Here is a 17,376-nt window from a genome sequence, read left to right as displayed (position 1 = left end):
CGCCCTGCCCCGATCAACGCACCAGATGCAGGAACTGCATGTGCCGTTCGTACTGGTCGAGGATGTCGTTGATGATCTGCTCTTTCGTGTAACCGACCAGATCGTAATCCTGACTGCCCTCGCTCAGGTGCACCTCGGCGCGGTAGTAGCGGCGATTGTTGAGCTGCTTGGAGCCCATGCCACCGCGAGCGAACGACGGCGTGAAGTAGCCGCGCATCTGCACCTGGTAGATGAACGGGTGCAGCTCGCCGTGACCGATTTCCAGGCTGACGCTGTCGTGCGCCGGATCCGGTTGGGTGATCACGTTCAGGCCTTTCTCGGCGAACACCGCCGTCACTTCTTCGATGGCCGGTTTCACCGTGGTGTCCATGAAGCGGTACACCTCGTCGCGCGACGGGAAGTGCACGGCCTGGCTCAGACGCTGACGCCAGCCGCCCTTGCCACGCCGTGAGCCGGACACCGGCGCCAGCGAATGCAGTTGCGCGATCTGCTTCTGCGACTCGAGATAGAACGCCTTGTGCAGGCCCCACATCATCAGCAGCAGAATCAGCGAGAACGGCAAGGAGGTCAGCACCACCGCCGACTTCAGCGCATCGATGCTGCCGGAGAACAGCAGCGCGCTGGTGATCAGTGCAGTCATCGCGCCCCAGAACACCCGCAGCCATTTCGGCCCGTCTTCATCCGGATTGCCGCCCTTGGCCGACAGGGTCGAGAGCACCACGGTGCCGGAGTCGGCGGAGGTGACGAAGAACACGAAGCTGATGAACACCGTCACCGCGATGACAGTCTTGCTCCACGGATAGGTTTCCAGCAGCAGGTAAAGAGTCATCGACGGGTTGTCGAGGGCCGACATGCCCAGTGCCGACATACCGTGATTGAGCACCTGGTCGATGGCGCTGTTGCCGAAGATCGACATCCACGCCAGGGTGAAACCGAGCGGAATCAGCAGCACGCCGAAGACGAATTCGCGGATGGTCCGGCCACGGGAAATCCGTGCGATGAACAGGCCCACGAACGGCGACCATGCAATCCACCAGGCCCAGTAGAACACTGTCCAGCCACCAAGCCAGTCGCTCGGTTTGTCATAGGCGTAGAGGTCGAAACTCTTCATCGGCAACGCGCCGAGGTAGTCGCCGAGGTTCTGGATCAGGGTGTTGAGCAAATGCTGGGTGGGGCCGGCGAACAACACGAACAGCAGCAGCGCACAGGCCAGCAGCATGTTGATGTCGGACATCACCCGCACGCCTTTATCCACACCGGAGACGGCGACGATGATCGCCGCACCCATCATCAGCGTGATCAGGCCGACCTGAATCCACTGGGTGTGGGCGATGCCGAACAGGTAGTCCAGACCGGAGTTGAGATGGAGCACGCCGAAGCCCATGTCCGCACCGAGACCGAACACCGTGGCGATGATGCCGAAGCCGTCCACTGCGTAGCCGATAGGGCCGTTGATGCGTTTGCCGATCAGCGGGTACAGCGCCGAACGCAGGGCCAGCGGCAGGTTATGCCGGTAGGCGAAATACGCCAGTGCCATGCCGACGAAGGCGAACACGCCCCAGCCGTGCAGGCCCCAGTGCAGAAACAGGATCTGCATCGCCTGACGCGCTGCCTCTGCCGTGCCGGCCTCGCCCTGGGGCGGCTGGAGCATGTGGGTCAGCGGTTCGGACACACAGAAGAAAAACAGCGTGATGCTGATCCCGGCGGCGAACAGCATGCCGGCCCAGGACAGGTAACTGAATTCGGGTTCGTCGTGGTCGGCACCGAGTTTGATCTTGCCGTAGCCCGACAACGCGGTGACCACCACGAAGATCAGATACAGGGTCATCGCGAGCATGTAGTACCAGCCGACCGTATTGGCCGCCCAGTTCTGCGCTTCAAGCAGCCAGGCGCCGGCCTGTTCCGGCATGGCGATGACTGTCAGGCCGAACAGCAGGATCACCGTCGCGGCGAACCAGAACACCGGCGGATTCATGCGCACCAGGCCGCTGGCGGGGGTGGACGATGCACTCATGAACAGTGCACCTCAAGGGGTTGGAAAATGGCTGAAATGATCGGACTCAGCAAAGGCAAGCCTCCTGTTGTGAGCGGGCAGCGAACCGCCGGTTTAACTTGAATGAACGTTCAAGTTAAACATGGATAGTACGCTCAGGACTAATCGCAGGGCTCAGCGGTACCTTTCGTACGCTAGCTCAAGGAGGGTTATGACGCCGGGACGCGGGCGATCGTTCCCAACTGATCGTTCCCACGCTCTGCGTGGGAATGCCGCCCTTGACGCTCCGCGTCATATTGCAGGCCATTCTCTGTTTCGGTGGAAGTCCGGAACGCGGAGCGTCCCTGGAGGCGTTCCCACGCAGGAGCATGGGAACGATCAGGTGTAATCGTTACTTCTGTGTCCCGTCATCATGCTGCAGGTTGGCCTGGGTCAGGTTGCACCCGGCCGGCACGCTGCGGGTCAGCCACACGTTGCCGCCGATGGTCGAGCCTTTACCAATGGTGATCCGCCCCAGAATCGTCGCCCCGGCGTAAATCACCACGTCGTCCTCGACGATCGGATGCCGTGGATGGCCTTTCTGCAACTGACCGTCCTCATCCGCCGGGAAGCGTTTGGCGCCGAGGGTCACCGCCTGATAAATCCTCACGCGCTCGCCGATGATTGCGGTCTCGCCGATCACCACGCCGGTACCGTGGTCGATGAAGAAACTGCGGCCGATCTGCGCGCCCGGGTGAATATCGATACCGGTCGCCGAGTGGGCGATCTCCGAGCTGATCCGCGCCAGCAACGGCAGACCCGCGCGATACAAATGGTGGGCCAGACGATGGTGAATCACCGCCAGAATCCCCGGATAGCACAGCAGCACTTCATCGACGCTGCGCGCCGCCGGGTCGCCGTGGTAGGCGGCCAGTACATCGGTGTCGAGCAGGCTGCGCAGACCCGGCAGCGCCAGAGCGAAATCCTGAATGATCCTGATGGCCTGGGCCTCGACTTCAGTGTCGGCCTGGGCACTGTGACGGGCGACGTAACGCAGCTCGAGTCGTGCCTGGGCCAGCAGCGCATTCAGCGCGACGTCGAGGGTGTGGCCGACGTAGAAATCTTCGCTCTCCTCACGCAGATCCACCGGCCCCAGCCGCATCGGAAACAACGCGCCGCACAAGGCTTCCAGGATCTGCGCCATCGCATCACGGGACGGCAATTCGCGCCCGCCCTGCTCGCCGCTGGCTCGGCCGTTTTGCGCACGCCAATGATCCCGCGCGGTACGCAGCTGGCTGACGATGGTCTGCAATTGCCAATGGCTGGAACGCTCGCTCACGGTAAAGACTCCTCACGGGCGGCCGGACTGTCTGGCCGCGTCAACGGCGACTACTTTACGGCAAGCCCACCGGGGCGAATTAAGAACCGATAGTGCTGGCCTAAGCACATTTGGCTATAAGCGATTGGCGGTTGCCCCGGTAAATCGGCGTGCCTATAGTCCTGACATCTCCTTGCATCAGTACGGAACCATGTCCACACAACCGATCAAACAACAGCTGGACCGCTTTAACCGCCTCGACCTGCTCGGCCAACCGACTCCACTGGAAAAACTCGAGCGCCTGTCCACCTGGCTCGGCCGCGATGTCTACATCAAGCGCGATGACCTGACGCCACTGGCCATGGGCGGCAACAAGCTGCGCAAGCTCGAATACCTCGCCGCCGATGCCCTCGCCCAAGGCGCCGACACCCTGATCACCGCCGGCGCACTGCAATCGAACCACGTTCGCCAGACCGCCGCGCTGGCCGCGAAACTCGGCCTGGGCTGCGTGGCGCTGCTGGAAAATCCGCTCGGCACCGATGACAGCAACTACACCGGCAACGGCAACCGCCTGCTGCTGGACCTGTTCGACACCAAGGTCGAGCTGGTCGACAACCTCGACAACGCCGACGAACAACTGGCCGCTCTCGCCGTACGCCTGCGCAGCAACGGCAAGAAGCCGTATCTGGTGCCGATCGGTGGCTCCAACGCCATTGGCGCGTTGGGTTACGTGCGCGCCGGTCTGGAACTGGCGGAGCAGATCAAGGACACGGGGCTGCAATTCGCCGCCGTCGTTTTGGCCTCGGGCAGCGCCGGCACTCACAGCGGCCTGGCGCTGGCTTTGAGCGAAGCCCTGCCGCAACTGCCGGTGATCGGCGTGACGGTATCGCGCAGCGAAGAAGATCAGCGCCCGAAAGTCCAGGGCCTGGCCGAACGCACTGCCGATCTGTTGGGCGTGGCGTTGCCGGAGAATTTCAAGGTCGAACTGTGGGACGAATACTTCGGCCCGCGCTACGGCGAGCCGAATGCCGGGACGCTCTCGGCAGTGAAACTGCTGGCCAGCCAGGACGCCGTGCTGCTCGATCCGGTCTACACCGGCAAGGCCATGGCCGGGTTGCTCGACGGCATCGGTCGCGGGCGTTTCGACGACGGCCCCATCATCTTCCTGCACACCGGCGGCGCCCCGGCGTTGTTTGCGTACAAAGATTTTCTCTGATGCGCTCGTTCCCACGCTCTGCGTGGGAATGCAGCCCGGGACGCTCCGCGTCCCTTGCCCCCGCCGAAACGATCCCACGCAGCGTGTGGGATCAATCGAAATACGAAAAACACATATTCCACAGATGAATAACAAATTGTAAATTCATTATTTTCCATTCTAAAAGAATCGCCCTATAGTCTCGCCGCAGGCGAATTTCGCGAGAGACGCATAAGCTGCTTTAAGGCAGGATAGCGCTGTCGTCCAATTCCCGGATTCGCCAACTTTCCTTAAGCGTCTTCCATAAGAAAACACAGGGGCTTGTCATGATTCTTTCCGCACTACGTCGAAATCTGCTGGTAGGTTCGCTGGGCCTGGCACTGAGCGCCGGTCTGATCAGCAACGCCGTTGCCGGCGAGCAACTGCAACAGATCAAGGACAAAGGCGTTATCAACGTCGGCCTGGAAGGCACTTACCCACCGTTCAGCTTCGTCGATGCCGACGGCAAGCTGTCGGGTTTCGAAGTCGAACTGTCTGAAGCCCTGGCCAAGAAGCTGGGCGTGAAGGCCAAGATTCAGCCGACCAAATGGGACGGCATCCTCGCGGCCCTGGAATCCAAGCGTCTGGACGTCGTGGTCAATCAGGTGACCATTTCCGAAGAGCGCAAGAAGAAGTATGACTTCTCCGAGCCGTACACCGTTTCCGGGATTCAGGCGCTGGTGCTGAAAGACAAGGCCGCCGCGCTGAACATCAAATCCGCCGCCGACCTGTCCGGCAAGAAAGTCGGCGTGGGCCTGGGCACCAACTACGAGCAATGGGTCCGCGCCAACGTGCCGGGTGCCGACGTGCGCACCTACGACGATGATCCGACCAAGTTCGCCGACCTGAACAACGGCCGTACCGACGCGATTCTGATCGACCGTCTGGCTGCGCTGGAATACGCCAAGAAAGCGCCGAAAACCGTGGCTGCCGGTGAAGCCTTCTCCCGTCAGGAAGCCGGCGTTGCCCTGCGCAAAGGCGAGCCTGAACTGCTGGCCGCCGTGAACAAGGCCCTCGACGAACTGCGTGCCGACGGCACCCTTGAGAAGCTGTCCACGAAATACTTCAACGCTGACGTCACCCAATAATGGAAGAAGCTTTCCAACTCGCACTGGACTCCGCGCCCTTCCTGTTGAAGGGCGCGTACTACACGGTAATCCTTAGCCTGGGCGGCATGTTCTTCGGCCTGCTGCTGGGCTTTGGCCTGGCGTTGATGCGCCTGTCGCGCTTCAAGTCGGTCAGCTGGCTGGCCCGCATCTACGTGTCGTTCTTTCGCGGCACGCCGTTGCTGGTGCAACTGTTCGTGATCTATTACGGCTTGCCGCAATTGGGCATGGAACTCGACCCGCTGCCGGCGGCACTGATCGGCTTCTCGCTGAACATGGCCGCCTACGCCTGTGAAATCCTGCGGTCCGCGATCGGTTCGATCGAACGCGGCCAGTGGGAAGCCGCCGCGAGCATCGGCATGACCCGCGCGCAGACCCTGCGCCGGGCCATCCTGCCGCAGGCGATGCGCACGGCGTTGCCGCCGCTGGGCAACAGCTTTATTTCGCTGGTCAAGGACACCGCACTGGCCGCCACCATTCAGGTGCCGGAGCTGTTCCGTCAGGCACAGCTGATTACCGCCCGGACTTTCGAAGTCTTCACCATGTATCTTGCCGCCGCGCTGATCTACTGGATTCTGGCCACGGTGCTGTCGCACTTCCAGAACAAGTTGGAAGAGCGGGTCAATCGGCACGACCAGGAGTCCTGACCCCATGATTGTCGTGGAAAAACTGACAAAGCAGTTCAAGGGTCAAGTCGTGCTCAACGGCATTGATCTGGAGGTGAAGGAAGGCGAGGTCGTGGCAATCATCGGCCCCAGCGGCTCGGGCAAGACCACGTTCCTGCGCTGCCTGAACTTCCTCGAGCAACCCACCAGCGGCCGGATCAAGGTCGGCGAAATCGAGATCGATACCAGCCGCCCGCTGAACCAGCAGCAGAGCCTGGTGCGCAACCTGCGCCAGCACGTGGGCTTCGTGTTCCAGAACTTCAACCTGTTTCCCCATCGCACAGCGCTGGAAAACGTCATCGAAGGCCCGATCGTGGTCAAGAAGACGCCTCGCGATGCAGCCATTGCCCTGGGCAAGAAGCTGCTGGCCAAGGTCGGCCTGGCGGGCAAGGAAGACGCCTACCCCAGGCGCCTGTCCGGTGGCCAGCAACAGCGCGTGGCGATTGCCCGGGCGCTGGCGATGGAGCCGGAAGTGATCCTGTTCGACGAGCCGACCTCGGCCCTCGATCCGGAACTGGTAGGTGAAGTGCTGGCGACCATCCGCGGCCTCGCCGAGGAGAAACGCACCATGGTTATCGTCACCCACGAAATGGCGTTCGCCCGTGACGTGGCCAACCGCGTGGTGTTTTTCGACAAGGGCGTGATCGTCGAACAAGGTGAAGCGAAAGCGTTGTTTGCCGATCCGAAAGAAGAACGCACTCGACAGTTCCTCAGCAAGTTCAGAAACAACGGCTGAGCCGTAAACTTTCCTGAATAAAAACTTCCACGGATGGAAGTTTCGCTTACATCCTCCCCAGTAAAAATTTTAATCAAGCGACTGCATTACATATATATGTCCTGCAACAATCTCGCTGCGATCGAAACTTCCCCCTTCCAAGTATCCAGCCTTACAAACCAATCGACGACAGAACCATAAAATCCGGCAAAAGCTGTGGCCCGATTCGCCATGCAGAATAGGTAGAGTGCCTTATCGGCGTAGGAAGCTTCTGATAAATCCGTAATTCTTCAATTAACTAACTCTGTCCGTTGACACGCCATTCAGCGAACTTTTATCTAGTCACTCATCGCACCCCACAACATTACCAAGACTCGATAACGAATGGCCGAACGACCTTGTTTTTATTACCGGGCAATTCACGCCATTTGAACTTTCAGAAACGGATTTCGCTGCAAGGCTTCAAGGAGAGGATTACATGACCCGCACTTCGCATATCCCCGAACTGGCCGCGCCGAGCCTGGCGCCATCCCAAAACAACGGCATCAACCTCGCGGCAGCGGCTCACCTGCTGGTCAATGTGCCGCCCTACCCGGACATGGACAGCGGCGATCTGATCGAACTGTTCTGGAACAACTGCTACGTCGCCTCTCACCTGCTGAAAGAGCAAGACGTCGCGGCACCGGTCAGCCTCAAAGTGCCGGAGAGCTTCATAGCCAGCGGCCTGTCACGCATCCACTATCGGGTCATGCGGGTGGGTCACGGACCATCGCTGTCGGCAGCAGCGCGGGTCACGGTCAAACTCGACTGTCCCGGAGGGCAGCCCCCGGCAGTGTGCGGTGACGAAAATCAGCAACTGGCCCCCGTGACCCTGCCCGACACCATTCGCCGTCAGGGGGTGAACGCGAACCAGATCAGACGCGGCGTGCCGCTGACCATCGAGCCGTATCTGAACATGGCCGAAGGTGATGCCATCACCCTGCGCTGGGGCGATGTACGGATGGACCTGGCGCAGATCACTCCTGCCGATGTCGGCCAGCCGATTCAGGTCTGGGTGCCGCCGGCGATCATCACCGAGGCCGGCGAGGATCTGCGACTGGACGTCACCTATTGCATCCTCGACCGGGTCGGCAACAACTCGCGCTGGGCGCCGCCGCGAACGCTAAAGATCGGCTGCGTGAATCCCTATCTCAAGGTGCCGCTCAAGGAAACGCCGAAGGCAGCAGAGCCGCAAAAAAAATGAGCATCGACGGTCGGCGAGGGACGACTTCCCTTGCCGCCGCGCGCTTAACCAATCGGACCACGCCCCCTTCTATACATATTCCTAAAAGTTAGTTTATTTAAATTTTATACGCGCTTAGGGTATATGAACCGGACCACCGGACATTCTTTCGTTCGCCGCACTTTTGCGGCGTTTTTCATGAGATGTGAGGTAGGTAACATGGTCCGGAACACAATCACCCCAGTGCAGATCGCCAGGGCATTGCGTGCAGCCAAGGAGCGGCACTGATGTCCAGTCTGGCAGACGCAAACGTCCAGAGTGACCTGGACATCGCCCCGTTGTTGTTGCCCGCACAAGTGCTGCGCAACGACGTTCAAGCCATCAAGGCCGCCCATGAGCTGGCGCAAGTCGCCCGCGTGCAGGCGGCCAAACGTGATCGTCAGCGCAAGCTGCCGTGGTCGGAAATCGAACAGTTCACCCGCAGCGGCCTCGGCAGCATCGCGATTCCGCGCGAGTACGGCGGCCCGCAGGTTTCCTTCGTCACCCTGGCCGAGGTGTTCGCGATCATTTCCGCAGCCGACCCGGCGCTGGGACAGATCCCGCAGAACCAGTTCGGCATCATCAACCTGATCCTCGGCAGCGCCACCGAAGCGCAGAAACAGCAACTGTTACAGAGCGTGCTCGAAGGCTGGCGCATCGGTAACGCCGGGCCTGAACGCGGCACCAAGGACACCCTGGAACTGAAAGCGCGCATCACCGCCGACGGCGATGACTACGTGATCAATGGCCAGAAGTTCTACTCCACCGGCGCCCTGTTCGCCCACTGGGTGGCGGTCAAGGCGCTCAACGATGACGGCAAGCAAGTCCTTGCATTCGTCCGTCGAGGCACGCCGGGATTGCGCATCGTCGATGACTGGTCCGGTTTCGGCCAGCGCACCACCGCCAGCGGCACAATCCTGTTGAACAACGTGCGGGTCGATGCCGGCCTCGTGGTGGACAACTGGAAAATCAATGAAAAGCCCAACACCCAGGGCGCAGTTTCACAGCTGATTCAGGCTGCCATCGACGCCGGCATCGCCCGTGGCGCCATCGATGACGCCATCGAATTCGTCAAGACCCGCGCCCGGCCTTGGATCGACGCCAACGTCGAGCGGGCCAGCGATGACCTCTACGTGATCGCCGACATCGGCAAACTGAAAATCGAACTGCACGCCGCCGAGGCGCTGCTGCGCAAGGCCGGGCAAGTGCTGGATCAGGTGCACGCCGCGCCACTCACCGCCGAGTCCGCCGCCCGCGCCTCGATTGCTGTTGCCGAAGCCAAAGTGCTGACCACCGAGATCTCGCTGCTGGCCAGCGAAAAACTCTTCGAACTGGCCGGCAGCCGCGCCACCCTCGCCGAATTCAACCTCGACCGTCACTGGCGCAACGCCCGGGTGCACACCCTGCACGACCCGGTGCGCTGGAAGTATCACGCGGTCGGCGCCTATCGCCTCAACGGCAAGTTGCCGGCTCGCCATTCCTGGATCTGACGACCAGAACACTTTTGACCAGATCTCTGGAGAAACACATGACTCTTTCCCATCCCGTCGCGGTCATCACCAGCGACGAGCAAGCCCTGATCGTCGCCAGCGACCTGGCCGAAGACTTCCAGCGCGACAGCAACCTGCGCGACCGCGAACGCCGCCTGCCGCTGCCGGAGCTCGACGTGTTTTCCCGCTCCGGCCTGTGGGGCATCAGCGTGCCCAAAGCGTACGGCGGCGCCGGCGTGTCCAACGTGACCCTGGCCAAAGTCATCGCCCTGATCGCCCGTGCTGACGGCTCGCTGGGGCAGATTCCACAAAACCATTTTTATGCCCTGGAAGTGCTCCGGGTGAACGGCAGCCACGAACAGAAACAACGGCTGTACGCCGAAGTCCTCGCCGGCCAGCGCTTTGGCAATGCCCTGGCGGAGCTGGGCACCAGGACCGCCCACGACCGAGTCACCCGCCTTAAACGCGACGGCAGCGGTTATCGCATCAACGGCCGCAAGTTCTACGCAACCGGTGCCATTTACGCCCAACGGATTCCAACGTCCGTGGTCGATGAAAACGGCGTGCAGCAACTGGCCTTCGTCCCGCGCGACAGCAAAGGCCTGACCGTGATCGACGACTGGAGCGGCTTCGGTCAGCGCACCACCGGCAGCGGTTCGGTGGTGTTCGAAGACGTGTATGTCGCCGCCGAAGATGTCATCCCGTTCCAGAGCGCTTTCGAGCGCCCGACCCCGGTCGGCCCGCTGGCGCAGATCCTTCACGCCGCCATCGACACCGGCATCGCCCGCGCCGCTTACGAAGATGCACTGCACTTCGTACGCAGCAAGACCCGGCCATGGATTGATTCAGGCAACGACAAGGCCACCGAAGATCCGCTGACCCTCAAGAGCTTCGGCCACCTGAGCATTCGCCTGCACGCCACCGAAGCCTTGCTCGAACGTGCCGGCGAATACCTCGATGCGGCCCAGGCCGAGACCAACGCCGACACGGTAGCAGCGGCCTCGATTGCCGTTGCCGAAGCACGGGCGATCAGCACTGAAATCTCTCTGACCGCCGGCAGCACCCTGTTCGAACTGGCCGGCAGCCAGGCCACCCTGATCGAGCACGGCCTCGACCGTCACTGGCGCAACGCCCGGGTGCACACCCTGCATGATCCGGTGCGCTGGAAGTATCACGCGGTGGGCAATTACTACCTCAACGATGAAAACCCTCCGCTGCGAGGGACCATCTGATGAGCAAGAAAAAGATCCTGCTCAATGCGTTCAACATGAACTGCATCGGCCACATCAACCACGGGCTGTGGACCCATCCACGCGACACCTCGACCCAGTACAAGACCATCGAATACTGGACCGAACTGGCGCAGTTGCTGGAGCGCGGGCTGTTCGACGGGCTGTTCATCGCCGACATCGTCGGCGTGTACGACGTCTACCAGAACTCGGTGGACGTCACCCTGAAAGAGTCGATCCAGCTGCCGGTCAACGATCCGCTGCTGCTGGTTTCTGCGATGTCCGCCGTGACCAGAAACCTCGGTTTCGGCCTGACCGCCAACCTCACTTACGAGCCGCCGTATCTGTTCGCCCGCCGCATGTCGACCCTCGATCACTTGAGCCGTGGACGGGTGGGCTGGAACATCGTCACCGGTTATCTGGACAGCGCCGCCAAGGCCATGGGCCTGAGCGAACAGGTCGAGCACGACCGGCGTTACGACCAGGCCGACGAGTACCTCGAAGTGCTCTACAAACTCTGGGAAGGCAGCTGGGAAAACGGCGCGGTGCTCAACGATCCGCAGCAGCGGATCTACGCGCAGCCGGACAAGGTGCACAAGGTCGAACACAAGGGCGAGTTCTATCAGGTCGAGGGTTATCACCTGTGCGAACCATCACCGCAGCGTACGCCGGTGCTGTTCCAGGCCGGTAGTTCGGATCGCGGTCTGCTGTTCGCCGGGCGTCATGCCGAGTGCGTATTCATCAGCGGCCAGAACAAGCCGTCGACCAAGGTGCAGGTGGACAAGGTCCGCGCCAGCGCCGTCGAGGCGGGTCGCAACCCTGAGGACATCAAGGTGTTCATGGGCCTGAACGTGATCGTCGGCGAGACCGAAGAAGCGGCCTGGGCCAAGCACGCCGAATACCTGAGCTACGCCAGCGCCGAAGCGGGCGTGGCGCATTTTTCGGCGTCCACCGGGATCGATTTTTCCCAGTACGAAATCGACGAGCCGATCCAGTACGTGAAGAGCAACGCGATCCAGTCCGCCACCAGGAACCTGCAGAACAACGACTGGACCCGCCGCAAGCTGCTCGACCAGCACGCCCTCGGCGGGCGCTACATCACCGTGGTCGGCTCACCGCAGCAGGTGGCGGATGAACTGGAATCGTGGATCGCCGAAACCGGCCTCGACGGCTTCAACCTGACCCGCATCGTCACCCCGGAAAGCTATGTGGATTTCATCGATCTGGTGATTCCGGAACTGCAACGGCGCGGCTCGTACAAGACCGCGTACGACACCGGCAGCCTGCGGGAAAAACTGTTTCACGGCGAAGCGCATTTGCCGCAGCAACACACCGGCGCCCACTACCGACACTAACCCTTGCACTGATCGTTCCCACGCTCCGCGTGGGAATGCAGCCTGGGACGCTCTGCGTCCCGACAGCGGACGCAGAGCGTCCATTGAGGCGCGCTCCCACGCGGAGCGTGGGAGCGATCAGGCTAAATTCACTGACTGGAAAACCACCATGACCAAGAAGCTCCTGTCCCACCCAGTCAAAGCACTGGCCCTGGCCTTCGGCCTGTTCAGCTCGGCGGTGTTCGCCGCCGACGCGCCGTTGAAAATCGGCACCACTGCAGCCTTCGCGATTCCGCTGGAAGCCGCCGTCGAAGAGGCCTCCAAACAAGGCCTGAAAGTCGAACTGGTGGAGTTCACCGACTGGATCGCGCCGAACGTCAGCCTCGCCGCCGGTGACATCGACGTGAACTACTTCCAGCACATCCCGTTCCTGGAAAACGCCAAGGCGGCCTCCGGTTTCGACCTGGTGCCGTTCGCACCGGGGATCATCAACAACGTCGGCCTGTATTCGAAGAAATACAAAAGCTTCGACGAGCTGCCTGAGGGCGCCAGCGTCGCCATCGCCAACGACCCGATCAACAGCGGACGTGGTCTGCAACTGCTGGCCAAGGCCGGTCTGATCACCCTCAAACCGGGCGTCGGCTACAAGGCCACCGAAGACGACATCGTCGCCAACCCGAAGAAGATCAAGATCCTGCAAGTCGAAGCCGTGCAACTGGTGCGCGCTTATGACGACGCCGATCTGGTCCAGGGCTACCCGGCCTACATTCGTCTGGCGAAGACCTTCGATGCTGGCTCCGCGTTGCTGTTCGACGGCCTCGATCACAAGGAATACGTGATTCAGTTCGTGATCCAGCCGAAGAGCAAAACCGACCCGCGCCTGATCAAGTTCGTCGACATCTACCAGCATTCGCCAGCCGTACGCGCCGCGCTGGATAAGGCCCACGGCAAGCTGTACCAGGCCGGCTGGGAAAGCTGAGGATGACGGCAGCCATTCAACGGCGACTGGATCTTCCAGAGCCACCCGCGCTGGCACAGCGCACCGAGCTACATCCCGAGCTGAACCGCGCCCATGTGCGTTTCGTCGGGCTCGGCAAAACCTACGACGGCAAACAAGGCCCGGTCGCCGCCCTGCAAGGCATCGACCTGGCGATCCAGCGCGGTGAAGTGTTCGGCATCATCGGTCGCAGCGGCGCCGGCAAGTCGTCGCTGATCCGGACCATCAATCGCCTCGAACAACCGACCTCGGGCCGGGTGCTGATCGATCAGGTGGACATCGGCGAGTACGACGAGGATCGTCTCGTCGCCCTGCGGCGGCGAATCGGCATGATCTTCCAGCACTTCAACCTGATGTCGGCGAAAACGGTGTGGCAGAACGTCGAGCTGCCGCTGAAAGTCGCCGGCGTCCCGAGGGAACAACGGGAGAAAAAGGTTCGCGACCTGCTGGAACTGGTGGGCCTGCAAGCCAAGCACAAGGCCTATCCGGCGCAGTTGTCCGGCGGGCAGAAACAGCGTGTCGGCATTGCCCGGGCGCTGGTGCACGACCCGGACATTCTGCTCTGCGACGAAGCTACCTCGGCACTGGATCCGGAAACCACCCAGTCGATCCTCGGCCTGCTGCGCGAGATCAACAAACGCCTGGGCCTGACCATCGTGCTGATCACCCACGAGATGGCCGTGATCCGGGAAATCTGCGACCGCGTCGTCGTCCTGGAACATGGCCGCATCGTCGAGCAAGGCCCGGTCTGGGAAGTGTTCGGCAACCCGCAGCACGAGGTCAGTCAGACCTTGCTCGCACCGTTACAGCACGCTTTGCCCGAAGAGTTGCAAAGCCGTTTGCAGGCGCAACCGTCGTCGTCCGACGCGGCCGTGGTGCTGCGTTTGCAGTTCACCGGCAACCAGCAGGACGAACCGGATCTGGCCGCACTGTTCGCCGCCCTCGGTGGCCGGGTGAAATTGCTTCAGGGCGGCGTGGAACGGATTCAGGGCCACGCGCTCGGGCAACTGTTGCTGGCGGTGGCAGGCTCGAAGCTGAACGCCGAGCAATTGCGTCAGCGTGCCAGCCAATGGGCACAACGCACGGAGGTACTGGGTTATGTGGTTTGATCGCTTGTTGCAGGGTTTCATCGACACGTTTCTGATGGTCGGCGTGTCATCGTTGATCGCACTGCTGGCGGGGATTCCGATGGCGGTGATTCTGGTCACCAGCGACAAGGGCGGGATCTACGAAGCGCCGGTGCTCAATCGCGCGCTGGGTGCGTTCGTGAACCTGTTTCGCTCGATCCCGTTCCTGATTTTGATGGTGGCGCTGATCCCGTTCACCCGGCTGATCGTCGGCACCACCTACGGCGTGTGGGCGGCCGTCGTGCCGCTGACCATCGCGGCCACGCCGTTCTTTGCGCGGATTGCCGAGGTGAGCCTGCGTGAAGTCGATTACGGCCTGATCGAAGCCGCGCAGGCCATGGGCTGCCGGCGCTGGCACATTGTCTGGCATGTGCTGTTGCCCGAAGCGCTGCCGGGGATCGTTGGCGGTTTCACCATCACCCTGGTGACGATGATCAACTCGTCGGCCATGGCCGGGGCGATTGGCGCCGGCGGTCTGGGCGACATCGCTTATCGCTATGGCTATCAGCGTTTCGACAGCCAGATCATGCTGACCGTGATCGTACTGCTGGTGGCGCTGGTGGCGATGATTCAACTGGGCGGCGATCGCCTGGCGCGGGGGTTGAACAAGCGCTGAGCCCTCGCCCGAAAGCGGAACTGACCGCTTTCGGGCCTCGCCGGGCCAGGGTTCAGCTCACCAGCAAACGGCTCATCAGTTGGCTGTCGGCTGTTCGCGCCATATGCAGTGTCTGCAGGCTTTTCGCCGCATAGATGATGCTGTCGGCATTATTCGAAGCCATTTGAGAGCGTACGGAGGGGTTGGCATTGAACAGATCGACAGCCATCTGAATGTCCAGCTTGTCCGACCGCCCCAGACGGTGTGCTACCCCGGCGATGAAACTGTCATGGTCACTTGTGAAGCCCTCCAGATACGCCACGGTCAAACCGCCCTGCATGATGACTTCGGAAATACCTTGCTCGGCGATCTCGTAAACAGGGACGGGACGATCCAGGGCGTGTCCCAATTGGGCATCCAGATAAAAGAAATCCAGCGCACCGGGCCCGACACTGACGAACCGGTTGACCCTGTTGGTGTGCAACATTTCATGCCCCAGAACGGAGGCATAGTCCCCCGCGTCGAGCCAGTTCAGACTGATGAAAAAACGGCCATGGAAGTCGAGCGGGTACATCCAGGCACTGCGATCCGGGTCAGACTCGACGGCCACGAACTTGTCCAGCCCCCACGGCCCCTGATACTCCCTTGACAGCGCCTCGCCCCGTGAAAGGCAATCGGTAAACCGCTCGCTGACGAGCTCATGATGCTGGCCGAAATACCCCTCGAGTATCCCTGCCGCCTCGACATAGTTCGCCGTGACGCCATCCTTGGCATCGGAGAATATCCGCTGCGTCGCTCTCAACTTCGTGCGCAGAATGGCTGAATGCTGCGGGGAAAACTGTTCCAGACCGCGCGCAACAATGGTCACGGTTTCAGAAACCTGCCGCTCGAACCGGTCATCACGACCTTCATAGAACCTGCCCGGTGAATCTGGCGAGGCCGAATGCCTCAAGCTGTCGGCGCTGGAATCCACCCGATCGTTGATGACGCCATTGATGTCGGACAGGATCGATACTTGCTCGGCCTTCCAGATCATCGTCTGCCGATCAAGTACCAGCGTCGGTCCTGACGCAACCCCTTCGGACGGCAGCATCGCCCGGTATTCGCCCGTGGTCGTATCTCGCTGAACCTGCACGATTTCGCCTGGACCGACATCGACGAACTGGCGACCCTTGAAGGACCTGAGGCCTTGGGCATCGGGCTCCGGCAGGCGGACCGAAAGGCTCAGTCGATATTGTTTCAGCGACAGCAGTACCGAACGAATGGAAGCACTTTCGGCGAGCGGCAACGGGCTGATCCTGACGGCATCGGCAATGGTCGGGAGTCGGGGCTGACTGTCGGCGACTGGCGACGCAAGCCGGGAAACCTTCAATACCGGCTCGTCGATCAAGCGTGGACTGCCAGGCCGAACGCGGCTCGGGGTTGAGCCCGGCTCAGGGCGAACGGGCGATGAAGCGACGGAGGGTTTGCGACTTGTGACCATGGGAAATCCTGTTTTCAAGTAAGTCCCTCCCGATTGAAAAGGACAGACAACGCGACAGCCGTCTATCGCGCAGGCGCTATTTCAGCCGCTGCCCGAGCACGCCGTGCGGTAAATAGTTAGGACATCCGTACAGACCTGATGGCGATGCCTGGTACCACTGGCCTCTCCCGCATCGCGTATATTCCGATAACCCGATTGCCATCGCAGCCCGACCATGAAACAGACTCCTGTCGACCTTGAGCAGATCACCGCCACCACCCTTGGCCACTACAACTCCGTAGCCGAAGACTTTCGCGAAGGCACCCGCGATCACGACGTCAGCCAGAACATCGATGCGCTGTTGCGGCACATTCAGGCCGAGGTACCGTTCTCCATCCTCGATTTCGGCTGCGGGCCGGGGCGGGATCTGCAGACGTTCACCCGGAAGGGGCACGTCGCCGTCGGTCTCGACGGCGCGGAGAAATTCGCGCAGATGGCCCGGGAAGACAGCGGTTGCGAGGTGTGGTGCCAGGACTTTCTGAAGCTGGATCTGCCGGCAGAGCGCTTCGATGGGATCTTCGCCAACGCGGTGCTGTTTCATGTGCCGTTGCAGGAATTGCCCCGGGTCTTGAAGCAGTTGCACGGGACATTGAAACCGGGCGGCGTGCTGTTCAGCTCCAATCCGCGAGGGGACAACCGTGAGGGCTGGAACGGGCCGCGTTATGGCTCGTATCACGATCTGCAAGCCTGGCGCGGATTGTTGACCGCTGCCGGGTTTGTCGAGCTGGAACATTACTACCGGCCGGCAGGGCTGCCGCGTGAGCAGCAGCCCTGGCTGGCGAGTGTCTGGCGCAAAGCCGTGTAGTTGGCG

Annotated in this window: 15 protein-coding genes; 12 read left to right on the top strand and 3 right to left on the bottom strand. The window is 61.4% G+C overall.

Annotated elements, in window-relative coordinates:
- Window positions 1-13 precede the first annotated feature (13 nt).
- Together betT and epsC are read right to left on the bottom strand one after the other, a co-directional pair.
- Window positions 14-1,975, bottom strand: a complete 1,962-nt coding sequence (gene betT, locus IHQ43_RS01310) for a choline transporter BetT (RefSeq protein ID WP_192564935.1) — start codon at window positions 1,973-1,975, stop codon at window positions 14-16.
- A 409-nt stretch (window positions 1,976-2,384) separates the two neighbouring features.
- The gene (epsC, locus tag IHQ43_RS01305; RefSeq protein ID WP_192563112.1) at window positions 2,385-3,311 is read right to left on the bottom strand and encodes a serine O-acetyltransferase EpsC; all 927 of its coding nucleotides are present in this window, start codon (window positions 3,309-3,311) and stop codon (window positions 2,385-2,387) included.
- A 190-nt stretch (window positions 3,312-3,501) separates the two neighbouring features.
- Between epsC and IHQ43_RS01300 the strand changes: the two genes are divergently transcribed.
- The 11 genes from IHQ43_RS01300 (at window position 3,502) to IHQ43_RS01250 (ending at window position 15,064) form a co-directional block, all read left to right on the top strand.
- A complete protein-coding gene (locus tag IHQ43_RS01300) occupies window positions 3,502-4,506 on the top strand; it encodes a D-cysteine desulfhydrase (protein ID WP_192563111.1) in 1,005 nt (334 codons plus the stop codon).
- A gap of 305 nt (window positions 4,507-4,811) precedes the next feature.
- Entirely contained in the window at window positions 4,812-5,612 is an 801-nt protein-coding gene (tcyJ, locus tag IHQ43_RS01295) for a cystine ABC transporter substrate-binding protein (protein ID WP_192563110.1), read from the top strand.
- Window positions 5,612-6,277, top strand: coding sequence for a cystine ABC transporter permease (gene tcyL / locus IHQ43_RS01290; RefSeq protein WP_007952735.1), 666 nt, complete (start codon window positions 5,612-5,614; stop codon window positions 6,275-6,277). The genes tcyJ and tcyL overlap by 1 nt, the downstream gene beginning before the upstream one ends.
- Window positions 6,278-6,281: 4 nt before the next feature.
- Complete coding sequence (gene tcyN / locus IHQ43_RS01285) at window positions 6,282-7,031, top strand: L-cystine ABC transporter ATP-binding protein TcyN (RefSeq protein ID WP_192563109.1); 750 nt, start codon at window positions 6,282-6,284, stop codon at window positions 7,029-7,031.
- Between the two features lie 457 nt (window positions 7,032-7,488).
- Entirely contained in the window at window positions 7,489-8,253 is a 765-nt protein-coding gene (locus tag IHQ43_RS01280) for a hypothetical protein (RefSeq protein ID WP_192563108.1), read from the top strand.
- 266 nt (window positions 8,254-8,519) lie between these two features.
- A complete protein-coding gene (locus tag IHQ43_RS01275; RefSeq protein ID WP_192563107.1) occupies window positions 8,520-9,761 on the top strand; it encodes an SfnB family sulfur acquisition oxidoreductase in 1,242 nt (413 codons plus the stop codon).
- Window positions 9,762-9,799: 38 nt separating this feature from the next.
- Window positions 9,800-10,993 (top strand): SfnB family sulfur acquisition oxidoreductase, encoded by a 1,194-nt coding sequence (locus tag IHQ43_RS01270; protein WP_192563106.1) that lies wholly within the window; start codon window positions 9,800-9,802, stop codon window positions 10,991-10,993.
- Window positions 10,993-12,345: an LLM class flavin-dependent oxidoreductase gene (locus tag IHQ43_RS01265; protein ID WP_192563105.1), complete on the top strand. Its 1,353-nt coding sequence runs from the start codon at window positions 10,993-10,995 to the stop codon at window positions 12,343-12,345. Before IHQ43_RS01270 ends, IHQ43_RS01265 begins: the two co-directional genes overlap by 1 nt.
- A gap of 148 nt (window positions 12,346-12,493) precedes the next feature.
- Window positions 12,494-13,303, top strand: a complete 810-nt coding sequence (locus IHQ43_RS01260; protein ID WP_007952748.1) for a MetQ/NlpA family ABC transporter substrate-binding protein — start codon at window positions 12,494-12,496, stop codon at window positions 13,301-13,303.
- Between the two features lie 2 nt (window positions 13,304-13,305).
- Window positions 13,306-14,430: a methionine ABC transporter ATP-binding protein gene (locus IHQ43_RS01255; RefSeq protein WP_192563104.1), complete on the top strand. Its 1,125-nt coding sequence runs from the start codon at window positions 13,306-13,308 to the stop codon at window positions 14,428-14,430.
- A complete protein-coding gene (locus IHQ43_RS01250; protein WP_192563103.1) occupies window positions 14,420-15,064 on the top strand; it encodes a methionine ABC transporter permease in 645 nt (214 codons plus the stop codon). The genes IHQ43_RS01255 and IHQ43_RS01250 overlap by 11 nt, the downstream gene beginning before the upstream one ends.
- A 52-nt stretch (window positions 15,065-15,116) precedes the next feature.
- Here IHQ43_RS01250 and IHQ43_RS01245 read toward each other — a convergent pair whose 3' ends face one another.
- Window positions 15,117-16,433 (bottom strand): hypothetical protein, encoded by a 1,317-nt coding sequence (locus IHQ43_RS01245; protein WP_192563102.1) that lies wholly within the window; start codon window positions 16,431-16,433, stop codon window positions 15,117-15,119.
- Between the two features lie 307 nt (window positions 16,434-16,740).
- Between IHQ43_RS01245 and IHQ43_RS01240 the strand changes: the two genes are divergently transcribed.
- The gene (locus IHQ43_RS01240) at window positions 16,741-17,370 is read left to right on the top strand and encodes a class I SAM-dependent methyltransferase (RefSeq protein WP_192563101.1); all 630 of its coding nucleotides are present in this window, start codon (window positions 16,741-16,743) and stop codon (window positions 17,368-17,370) included.
- Window positions 17,371-17,376 lie beyond the last annotated feature (6 nt).

The sequence above is a fragment of the Pseudomonas gozinkensis genome (genome assembly GCF_014863585.1).
GTDB classification, from domain to species: domain Bacteria; phylum Pseudomonadota; class Gammaproteobacteria; order Pseudomonadales; family Pseudomonadaceae; genus Aquipseudomonas; species Aquipseudomonas gozinkensis.
This window is presented reverse-complemented; position numbering and strand designations above follow the sequence as displayed.